Origin of the sequence: Paenibacillus sp. FSL P2-0121 (assembly GCF_037975345.1) — a bacterium.
Classification (GTDB): Bacteria; Bacillota; Bacilli; order Paenibacillales; family Paenibacillaceae; genus Paenibacillus_AQ; species Paenibacillus_AQ odorifer.
Genome location: NZ_CP150245.1, coordinates 4830557 through 4841982, shown reverse-complemented (window position 1 = coordinate 4841982; position 11426 = coordinate 4830557). Strand labels below are relative to the sequence as shown.

Sequence of the window (11426 nt, the reverse complement as noted above, 5' to 3'; positions counted from 1 at the left end):
AATTGATTCAGAGCAGCAAGAGTAAAAATAAGGCTTTACTCCCATACTACCGTTATCTTGGACCTGAGCTTCACCATAACCTTTAGGAGGAATGCGGATGAAACAACATTCTGCTCCCACCATCTATATACAGCTTAAAAATCGGGTGATGGTTCCCAAGGGTAAAGGTGTCACGTTGGGTGATATTGCTTTTTTGATAGCGGAGCCTGAACTGAAAGAGTCGTTGGAGACAATTCTCTTAATGAAGCCGGAGCAAAGTGACGGCAATCTGATTTTGATTGATCTGTTGATGGTTATCCCCCGGATATATGAACTTATACCGAATGCGGACATTGAACCGATCGGTGAAGGGAGGACGATTGTGCAGATTGAGAGTCAGGTGGAGAGACGGAAACCTTCGGTGGCGATGTTTGTTTTAGTTTGGCTGCTGCTTTTCTTTGGGTCTGCTCTGACAATTATGAACTTTCATGCTGATGTAAATATGCTGGAGGTACAAATTCGAATTGTGGAGATGCTAACGGGTCATCGGGATGAGCATCCCTATATATTTCAGATTGCTTATTCTCTGGGCATCGGGTTTGGGATGGTCATTTTTTTCAACCATTTATTTAAAAAGAAGTGGAATGAGGAGCCTACTCCGCTGGAAGTGGAAATGTATCTGTATCAGAAGAACATCGACCAATATGTCATCAATGAGGAATACAGCAAGATGAGGCGCCGCAGTGAAAACCAATCAGAGAATACGGAGGACTGAAGATGACGGCACCCATAGCACTGGGACTAAATTTGCTGCTGGGCATTGCGGGTGGTATTGCTGTAGGCGGTGGAGTGATCGCTCTATTTGTTGTGCTGGATATGGTGCCGCGTCTGGCGCAATTAACCTCTTCTTACGATAAAGTTCATTGGTATGAAGGCGCGATGGTAGGTGGATCTTTAGTAGGTACTGTTAGTGATTTTTGGAATTGGAAAATTACCTCAGGTCCTCTAGTTGAACTTGGTGTAGGACTGTTTGATGGAATTTTTGTCGGGATGCTCGCTGCAGCATTGACCGAGGTATTAAATGTGCTGCCGATACTCGCTAAACGCTTAAATATGACACATTATCTATTCGGTCTGTTAATGGCGATGGTGAGTGGGAAGGTCGCGGGTTCTTTGTTCGACTGGTTTGTATACCGACAGTAAACAGGGGGTTAGGAAATGAGCAAGTTTATTCACAGCGGTGATTCTGCACCGGAAGATGACCATCTGGAAGATAATGCTGCAGCTGCTGCAGCAATGAAGACAACTGCAGCGGATCTAGTTGCAGATCACACAGAACCTGAGGGCGCTTCAGCTATCGGTGAAAGTGAAGATTCAGCGGAAAATTCTACAACATCTGAAACTAGCCAGGACCAGCAGGATGCAGAGGCATCAGCCGAATTAGGCACTGAGCAGCAGGATGCAGAAGTGACTGCGAAGCAGGGAACAGAGCAGCAGGATGCAGAAGCATCGGATGAGCTCGGCAATCAGGAGCCAAATGAGCCGAGTAAAGGTTTTTTTGCCAGGTTATTTGGTATGGATTCAGAGGATTCAGAATCAGATGATGAGGCACAGGATCAGAATGCTCAGGCAGCAGGCGGAACAGCTAACGATGCTGGTACTGGGGAGGAGTCTCAAGCTCAACCGAAGCCTTCAAAGAAGCAGGCGCAGCAGCAGTCTCAGAACAAAAGTAAAGATAAGCTACAAAACAAACGCGATAGTGAGCATTCTAACTCATTAAAGGAATCCGTTATTTATTGGCAAGGCAATGATCATATCCCAGGTTCTCTACAAGAAACAAAAAACACGCTGACCGAAGTGATGGGGCTGGGAACAAGTTTTGATGTGACGTTTAGAGAAATGTCCTTTGGGGGACATAAGACAGCTTTACTCTGCTTAAGCGGATTCACCAACGAAGATGTGACGGATGAAATTCTGAAACGACTAACCTATCTTTCTTCAGAAAATTTGTCCGCAGGTGTATTAGGTAGCTTTATGAACGAATACATCCCTCATATTCAAGTTGAAGAGGGTAGTGTATTAAGTGAATGTTTCGATAAAGTATTAAAAGGAATGAGCGCACTATTTATTGAGGGTGAGAACAAAGTTATCCTAATGGATACTCGATCTTACCCCATGCGAAGTCCTGATGAACCCTCGATTGATCGGGTGGTGCGTGGTGCGCGCGATGGTTTTACAGAAACCCTGCTTAGTAATATTTCACTTGTAAGAAGACGGATACGTGATCCGGGGCTGAAGCTTGAAATGTTTCAAGTGGGACGGCGGACACGGACAGATGTCTGCGTGGCTTACATCGATGATATCGTTGACAAAACGCAAGTAACGTCAGTCATCGATAAAATCAACAGCATCGATATCGATGGTATTCCACTGGCGGATAAGCAATTGGAGGAAGCGATTATCGGCGGAGGGTGGAACCCTTATCCTATGGTGCGTTATTCTGAACGCCCTGACGTTGTAGCCTCCAATTTATTAGAGGGACGGGTCATATTATTCGTGGATACCTCGCCCATTGTAATTGTTCTTCCGACTACCTTTTTTGATCTTTGCCAGCATGCGGAGGAGAATCGCCAGACTCCTTTTATGGGGACATATCTGCGGTGGGTCCGTTTCATCGGCATCTTCGCTTCCATGTTCCTGCTCCCATTATGGATGCTGCTTGTTATCCATCCTGAGTTAAAGCCTGCTATGCTGGATTTTATCGGGCCGCAAAAGACAGCGAGAATTCCTATTCTCGCTCAGTTTCTGATTGTAGAGCTTGGGGTTGATTTACTGCGGATGGCCGCCGTGCATACCCCAACACCTTTAGGCTCAGCGATGGGTCTGATTGCAGCCATATTGATTGGTGATATAGCGGTGCAGAGCGGTCTGTTTGTAAACGAAGTAGTACTGTATATGGCGGTAGCCTCAATCGGTATGTTTGCGACTCCGAGTTATGAGCTGGGTCTGGCGAATCGTATAGTCAGGCTTGTGTTATTAATTGCTGTAGCGGCGTTCCAGGTACCAGGCTTTATGATTGGCACGACGTTACTGACTATCTTCTTAACGACTCATCGGTCCTATAACTCCTCATATATGTGGCCGTTTATACCTTTTAATGCAAAGGCAATGAGTGAAATTCTATTGCGAAAACCGGTTTTAAGTTCGAAGGAAAGACCGTCTTTTAACAAAACTAGAGACAATACCAGAATGCCGCCATCTCAAGAGAATGAGTAACAATCGTAGGAAAATACAAAACTACTGCAAATTAGTCCATTCAATGGAGTTCCCACTGTCTGTTATACTGAATACACTAAGACAGGGTGGAACCTTGATATTCCACAGAAATTGGAGGACTAAAGAATGTTTCTACACGGTACTAGCCGCATTAACGATGCTGGGCATTTGGAGATCGGCGGATGTGATGTAACTGAATTGAAAGCGGAATATGGAACCCCGCTATATATATTGGACGAGCAATTGGTTAGACAACGTTGCCGGGAATATATGGATGCTTTTAAAGCCTCCGGCCTTGGTTTCCAAGTAGCTTACGCAAGCAAGGCATTTTCAGTAATGGCAATGGTTCGTTTGGCTGATGAAGAAGGTTTGTCACTGGATGTTGTATCCGACGGCGAACTATATACAGCTTTGCAAGCTGGCTTCCCGGCAGAACGTATTCATTTTCATGGCAACAATAAGACATCTGAAGAGATCGAAATGGCGATTGATGCCAAAATCGGCTGCTTTGTAGTCGATAATTTGGTAGAGCTTAACCTTTTGCAGTCCATTGCTGCACGCAAAGAAGTTAGTGTAAACATCTTATTGCGGGTGACACCAGGTGTAGAAGCGCATACTCATGAATATACCGCAACGGGCCAGACAGATTCCAAATTCGGCTTTGATATCGGCAATGGATCGGCCTATGAAGCAGTGAAAGCAGCAGTCAGCAAAAAGAATATCACGCTGCTTGGTGTGCATTCCCATATTGGTTCGCAGATCTTTGAAACCGATGGTTTCCAGCTAGCTGTTGAGCGTGTGGCAACTTTTGCCCGCAGTGTTAAAGAAGGCTTGGAAGTGGACTTCCGTGTAGTCAATCTTGGTGGAGGTTTCGGCATTCGTTATGTCGAGGGAGATACCCCATTACATGTTTCTGAATATGTTGCAGCGATTACGGATGCAGTGAAGACTCATTTTGTTGGAATTTATAGTGCTTTGCCGGAAATTTGGGTGGAGCCGGGCCGTAGTATTGTTGGAGATGCAGGTACTACATTGTACACTGTAGGATCCAACAAGGACATTCCTGGCGTGCGTAAGTACGTTGCTGTTGATGGTGGAATGACCGACAATCCACGCCCTGCTTTGTATCAGTCTAAATACGAGGCATTGCTTGCTAACCGTGCTAACGAAGACGCAACTGAGACTGTTTCCATCGCTGGTAAATGTTGCGAGAGCGGAGATATGTTGATCTGGGATGTAGAGCTGCCGAAGGCTGAAAGCGGCGATTTGTTGGCTGTAGCCTGCACAGGTGCGTATAATTACTCCATGGCCAGCAACTATAACCGTCTTCGCCGTCCGGCTTTAGTATTCGTACAGAACGGACAAAGCGATCTTGTAGTGCGTCGTGAAAGCTATACGGATCTTATTGCCAACGATATTGTACCAGAGCGTATCGCCAAACAGACAGTTGTTGCTAAGTAATAGCCTGCTGCTGTAAGGTGGGTAAAGTTGAGCAGCATATAGAGCAAGCAGGAAAGTCTCCTGCTTGCTTTGCTTTGTGCGTGGTTTCATAGTAATATAATTGAGGTATTCTAAATTTGTTAATTTTGAAAGGGGTCATTTACATATGGCAAAGCAAGCGAAAATCACTCTAGAAAATGGCGGCGTAGTGCTGCTGGACTTGTTCGATCAAGATGCACCTAACACTGTAGCAAACTTTGAAAAGCTGGCAAAAGAAGGTTTCTACAACGGATTGACATTCCACCGTGTTATCCCTGGTTTCGTTGCTCAAGGCGGATGTCCTAACGGAACTGGCTCTGGCGGCCCAGGTTACACAATCAACTGCGAAATTAACCCAAACAAACATGAACGCGGAACACTTGCTATGGCACATGCAGGTAAGAACACAGGCGGAAGTCAGTTCTACATCTGCTACGCTCCACAACCACACTTGGATGGAGTACACACTGTGTTTGGTAAAGTAGTAGAAGGTATGGATCTTGTTGATGCTTTCAAAGGACGCGACAAAATGACTTCGGTAGAAATCATCGAAGCTTAAGATTTAATAGTTAAAAGCCAGTCTCCGAATATCGGGGCTGGCTTTTTTGTGTTGTTAAAGAATCCGCCTAACCTGTCTACGCCGTGAATTGCGCCGCTCTGGCAGCCAGAAGAATATCAAATACATAGCTAGAAACACAGTGAAGGCAAACAGCTCTTCAACAAGCAGGTAATAAGGATAAGGTCCAAAATAATCCAATACGGAATAGGTACTAGGTTTCTGGGATAGGAACATGTAGTTTGAGCCTAGGAAGTAATTAGCAGTCCAGATGCAGGCAGCCACAATATTGAGGCCGAGCATGGTGATGAGTAAAGATCTCCAAGTCGGCTTGTAGCCCTCAATCCAGGTCATGTAAAGAGACGCGAGAATAATAGAACCATGAGCTATAAAAAACAGGAGAAAGCGGAAATGAGGGAACGGATAAACTAGGTTAGGGGTGAGCAACGCAATAAATGCTCCGCCGATCCCGGCAAAGTAGAGAAAGGAATAAAGGGTTCGACTGCGTGAAATTAACATGATAATAGACAGCAGTAGAGTGATTCCACAGAGCTCGAACGGTAATGAGGAGCTGGAGCGCCAGATGTTCTGAGAGATGTACCACATTTGCAGCCCGGCTTCTGAGACTACAAGTAGTATGATTAGCAGCAAACGCACGCTTTGCCGAAGTCTTGAATCTGTACGAATTTCAAACCGTAAGCCATAGAGCAGTAGACAACTTAACGTAATGATAGACAGCGCAACCCAATGCGAAGATGAGAACATGATGAAATCCTCCGCGTGCTGGCGATCAAAAAAAGATGAAAGCTGCATAGACGAACCTCCTTTGAACGTGAAAACATCCATCAAAAATAAAGTTTGAGAATTTTAATAATCTTGATTCTAGATATCCATAAAATGGGTATATATGTATATGTTCTGTCAACTCCACCACATAAGGAAGACTTTTCATTATATTAACATAAGATGGGGCGTAGGGCGCGGAATTACATATGAAGCTTTTGAACATGCAGGGGTGGAAAACAATTAGAACAAGAAAATGGAGGCAACAGGAACATGTTTAAGAAAAAAATAAGTGTAATGGTCATTATTTTGATGCTTGTGGCCCAATATGCCTATGGCATCGGATTTGCTCCGCAAGTAAAAGCGGCTGCGATTGATGACGAAAGAAATATCATCACCAGTGTTTCAATGGCTGTTTACGGGCCAGATGGAATCACGGTCACGAACAGCGTATACGAACGAGATGCTAATGTTACCTTGGATTATAATTGGTCTCTTCCTAAAAATCATAATTACAAGCAAGGTGACACTTTTACTTTTCAGCTTCCAGAACAGTTCCAGCTATTTAATGATTTTAACGGACCCTTGGTCTCTGAAGATGGAGATGTAGGGAGCTTTGAAGTGAGGCAAATTTCACATGAAGTGATAATGACTTTTAATGACTACATAGAAACACATGATGACGTGCAGGGAACGCTGCGGTTAAATACTAAATTCGATAAACAGAAAATCTCGGGCAGTACTATTCAGAATATTTTATTTCCCGTGAGCGGCGGTATTCAGACAGTGACAGTTAATTTTAAACCAAGTGTTGGATCGATTATAGAGAAGAGAGGTATTCCCGAAGGCTTCAATGCGAACCAAATATTTTGGACTGTTGATGTCAATAAGTCTTTGGAAGCCGTGGGGAATGCCATTGTGAGTGACCCCATCCCTTCAGGCTTATCATTAAATACTCCAGTCACAGTGAGCGTGTATCAACTGAGCATTCAATTGGATGGTTCAGTAACGGAAGGAGCATTGCTCGACACAAGCAAATACTCTGCAGAGCTCTCCGGAGGGTCATTGATTGTCCGTTTTACGGAGCCTGTGATTAAAGAGGCTTACCGTATTGTATATTCCACAGGGATTACTAATGACCATCAGCTAAGCTTCACCAATACTGCAACTTTTTCAGGAAATGGGCAAGAGCCTGCCAGCTCGACTGCCACAGTGAATGTAGAACGTGGAGGAAGCTTGAAAAAGTATTCTACAAGCTATGATGGGGGCAAGCAGATCATTTCCTGGGCAATTGAATATAACTACAATGAAAAGAACATCCCGCAAGGAAACGCTGTGTTAACAGATTTGTTCGATGATTCTCAAGAGCTGGTAGCCGATTCGCTAAAAGTATATGCTGTGCAGCTGGATTCTTCCGGTGGTGCAACGTTAGGCAAGGTTTTGACAAAGGATGTTGACTACACGGTTGTTTCCACGTCAGACGTTCATAAGTCTGGGTTTGTATTGCAATTTGCACACGATGTTACTTCACCATATCGAATCGAATATAAGACAAAAGCGATAAAACGCGTGTTTGAGGATGCTACCATAACTAATACAGTATCTGATAGTACGTATAGTGATCAGGCTACCCGATTAATCCGGTCTTCCATTCTTTATAAGACTTTATCAACCGTAGATTATCAGAATAAAACATTAGGCTGGAAGGTCACATTGAATAGTGATAATTACCCGATGAGCCATGTTACAGTTACCGAATCCTTCCCATTTGGCGGCCTAAAGTTTATTCCAGAATCACTGGTGATTAGAAATCTGAATGGGAATGTTTTAAATCCAAATAACTATGATCTAGTGTACAACTCACCTGTCGAGCCTAATAAAGGCTTTAAGGTAGTGTTTAATTCACCGATATCTGGTCTTTATACGATTAGCTATACTACAGAATTTAACAAGGATTGGATTTGGGCTAAAACTGAAAATTTCAATAACAAAGTTCGGTTAGACTGGATGGACACTACTGAAGCCTTACGCACGATAGAAGCAGAAGGGTTATTCATTCCTAGACCTGAGGCGAAAAGCAATGGATTTAAAGGGGGAGCCTACGATGCTTCAACTAAAAAAATTACTTGGTCGATAGGCGCCAATTATAATGGCAAAACCCTCGAAGCTCCGGCGTTTGTTGATATTTTAAAATCAGGCCAGACCTTGGTTCCTGGTTCACTAAAAGTTTACACTATGAATATTGCAAAGAATGGTGACCCTACCAAGGGTACAGAAGTGAATCCTAATAAATATACCTATAGCGTAAATAGCGTAAATAGCGATAATGAATTAAAGGTTATTTTTACAGATAAGATTAACTCCGCTTTCTACATTGAATTTAATACAAGTCTTGAAGGGCAAATAATAGGCACTACTGTTGATAATAAAGCTAATCTCTATGATGGAGCAAAAGTGGTTTCCAAAGATTTGACCGCCTCCGTAAAAATTCCTTTTGGAGAGGATTATGTGCTGAAGGACGGTACACAAAACGGGGATAAAATTGACTGGAGCCTGCAAATTAACCGGGGGCAGTCCACAATAAAGGATGCATTAATCAAAGATACTCCTAGTGCTAATCAAATTTTGCTGCAGAATTCATTCCATCTGTATCCTACGGCTGTAGCTGTGAACGGAGATATCACGAAAAGCGGTCCTGAACTGATTCAGGGTATTGATTATAGCGTTGTTATCACAACGGATACCGATGGAAAACAATCTTTTGAGTTAAGCTTTGCCTATGAAATCAGCAGGGCTTACATTCTCGAATATCAATCCCTGATTGTGGCTAACACTGGAGACAAAGTAATAAATACTGTACATTTCAGTGGTTTTAACGGCAGCGAAATAAGTAAAGAAACCTCTAGAGAAATTATTGTCGGGGTCTCCAGCGGTTCTGGCACAGGCAGCGGGGGAAGAGGCACTCTCAATATTAAGAAGCTAGATGCTGAAGATAATTTAAAGGCGCTTGGTGATGCGACTTTTGCATTGTATCGACTAAATGGCACGGAACGTGTACTGATTAACAGTCTAACTACAGATGCAGAGGGTACAGCTACATTTAATAAAATATGGCTGGGTAGCTATGTATTGGTGGAGACAGCAGCTCCAAATGGTTACGTGCTCGATACATCCGAGCATCCAGTGGAGATTCGTTCCTCGTTAGCGATTCAACTGGTGATTACGAATCAAAAAGCAGTGGAGCCCACGCCTACGGTAACGCCAGAACCAACCGGTGCTCCAACAACAACACCAGAACCAACCGTAACACCTGCACCGTCAACAACGCCAGCACCGACGGTTTCTCCATCACCAGAAGCGACTGCTGCACCTACACCAATCCCTACAAGCAGCACATCTGGAGGTTCGGTGGTACCCACGTCTACAAGCTCGCCCGTATCCGAAGTAATTATTAATGATCCAGCTGTTCCTGCTGGTCCTGGAAATGCGGCCGATCTAGGATCCGCGACATCAACCGATGAGGGAACTCCTGAGCAAGAGATTACCGAAGAAGAAATTCCATTAGGAGAAGTTGATATCGACGATGAAGAAGTACCAAAAGGTACGGTGAACAATAGCACTTCGGGTGCTCCTCAGCTGCCGAAGACAGGTGAGAACAGTCCTTTGCCTCTGTATCTGTCGGGAATAGGGTTGATAACCATAGGATTTGTTATGAACCGAGTATTTAGACGTAGAGGTAAGACAGAGTGATCGGAGATTAGTGTGATTTAAGATTTTTATGCAAAAGCACCCAGCATGATAAATGCCGGGTGCTTTTATGCTTTTTTTTGAAAATTTTATGGCTGATTCTTAAGTGTACCGGCGTTATCTGAGGTGCTTAGGTTATACCGCAGCCATTCGCCTTCCTTTTCACTTGAGACATTCCAGCCGAGCTGTTCCGCAACAAAGGCTAGCGGGACCAAAACTTTTCCTCCTGCCAGTAGCGGCGCAGCATCAATGGTGAGAGCTTTCCCGTTCACGAGTGCTTTGACACTGCCCACTGTCATAGTAACGGTGTTCTCGGCGGAAGTAAGCGATACAGTTTTAGTGGCCGCATCCCACGTTATGGATGCACCCAGGGCTGTCCCGATATCTTTGGCGGGCAGCCATAATTCTTTATTTCCTTGCACTAAACGGATGTTAAGTGCTAGTGGTAATCCATTTACTTGTACACTGCTGCGATAAACTTTTCCGTTATTATCCATAACGGCGCTTTCCGCCTGTGATTCCAGCGAGCTATTAAGCGCCTTTATGTTGCTGGAAGTTACCCGATATTTGGAATTGTCCTGTCCGATAGCTTCTGCTATCCACGTGTTAACCTCACCATTATGATGGCTTAAATCCTTATAGAGGTCTAGATTGAATGTCCAATCCGCTTCGGCTTGGAAATCGTATAGCTTCACATTTGGAAACTGTTCAAATTGCTCGAATATCCATTGCCGCATGAAAAGCTGATTGTTAAAGCGAACGGGATTGCTGGCAGACCAAGCGACCTGACGCATAACGCTGTAGGGTGGGTAGTAGAAATAAAACTGGACATCGGGATATTCCTCCAGCAGAGGACGGATATACGTATTAAAATAGCCCTTTACTTGCTCAATGCTTTCCTCGTTAGTACCGTAATCCAGCTCCTTGTCACAAGCCATTAGGTAAGATTCTGCAACGTATTGCTTGCCAAACACTACTTTGTTATCCCAGTTGTATAAATATTCCAAATTCTGTTTAGCTTCACCACTCAGGTTGTTTTTGATGCTGCTTATAAATTGTTTATATACAGATGAATTGAACCAGTATTTGTAGTCGGTCCATAGTTTGCCGTCATATAGATAGTCAGGGAAATCTTCCTCATCTTCGGCTGTGGCGAGTTTCAAAGAGAAATAATCCAAACCCCAGAGCACTTGTTTTACTTTGCCTGTCTCCAAGGCAAGTTTGGCAATTTTATAATGCTCATCGACTGTGGATCCTTCCATAGATAACTTTAAGGTTGTCCCACCTAAGCTGGCATCTACTTGAGAGGGAAGAAAGTTCTCTGTCATAGACGTGCCGATGATAATATTGTCGTAGTCGTAATTTTTAGCTAAACCCGGATTCTGATAACGTTCTTCTTCTGACAAGAGTGGGGTATACCACGATGGACGGTGATAGAATTGTAATGGGTCGATAAAAGCAGTAATCAGCGCCGTTAGAAGCGCTAACAAGCTAAAACAAAGCAGGAAATAACCTATGAAACGTTTCGATTTAGTATGAATCCCGGGGGATTTACGTGGGTTGTTATTATTCTGAAGCCGTGATGCAAGCATCATCATTCCTCCTT

The 11426-nt window shown here is 43.9% G+C and carries 8 protein-coding genes; 6 read left to right on the top strand and 2 right to left on the bottom strand.

The genetic code is table 11. From position 1 onward, the window contains the following. The first annotated feature begins 97 nt into the window (after positions 1-97). From MKY54_RS21550 to MKY54_RS21530, 5 genes are all read left to right on the top strand, one after another. A complete protein-coding gene (locus MKY54_RS21550; RefSeq protein WP_036676129.1) occupies positions 98-754 on the top strand; it encodes a stage V sporulation protein AA in 657 nt (218 codons plus the stop codon). Positions 755-756: 2 nt separating this feature from the next. Beyond that, entirely contained in the window at positions 757-1182 is a 426-nt protein-coding gene (locus MKY54_RS21545; RefSeq protein ID WP_036676132.1) for a stage V sporulation protein AB, read from the top strand. Between the two features lie 15 nt (positions 1183-1197). Further along, the gene (locus MKY54_RS21540; protein WP_339187861.1) at positions 1198-3255 is read left to right on the top strand and encodes a spore germination protein; all 2058 of its coding nucleotides are present in this window, start codon (positions 1198-1200) and stop codon (positions 3253-3255) included. 126 nt (positions 3256-3381) lie between these two features. Further along, entirely contained in the window at positions 3382-4716 is a 1335-nt protein-coding gene (lysA, locus tag MKY54_RS21535) for a diaminopimelate decarboxylase (RefSeq protein ID WP_339187859.1), read from the top strand. A 145-nt stretch (positions 4717-4861) separates the two neighbouring features. After that, the gene (locus tag MKY54_RS21530) at positions 4862-5293 is read left to right on the top strand and encodes a peptidylprolyl isomerase (RefSeq protein ID WP_036676135.1); all 432 of its coding nucleotides are present in this window, start codon (positions 4862-4864) and stop codon (positions 5291-5293) included. 54 nt (positions 5294-5347) lie between these two features. Here the strand turns inward: MKY54_RS21530 and MKY54_RS21525 are convergent, their stop codons facing one another. Further along, the gene (locus tag MKY54_RS21525; protein ID WP_076127434.1) at positions 5348-6103 is read right to left on the bottom strand and encodes a TIGR02206 family membrane protein; all 756 of its coding nucleotides are present in this window, start codon (positions 6101-6103) and stop codon (positions 5348-5350) included. A gap of 243 nt (positions 6104-6346) precedes the next feature. On the opposite strand from MKY54_RS21525, the gene MKY54_RS21520 reads away from it, so the two are divergent. Then, a complete protein-coding gene (locus MKY54_RS21520) occupies positions 6347-9823 on the top strand; it encodes a collagen binding domain-containing protein (RefSeq protein ID WP_339187856.1) in 3477 nt (1158 codons plus the stop codon). 86 nt (positions 9824-9909) lie between these two features. On the opposite strand, the gene MKY54_RS21515 is transcribed toward MKY54_RS21520, so the two are convergent. Further along, entirely contained in the window at positions 9910-11412 is a 1503-nt protein-coding gene (locus MKY54_RS21515; RefSeq protein ID WP_076127436.1) for a stalk domain-containing protein, read from the bottom strand. Positions 11413-11426 lie beyond the last annotated feature (14 nt).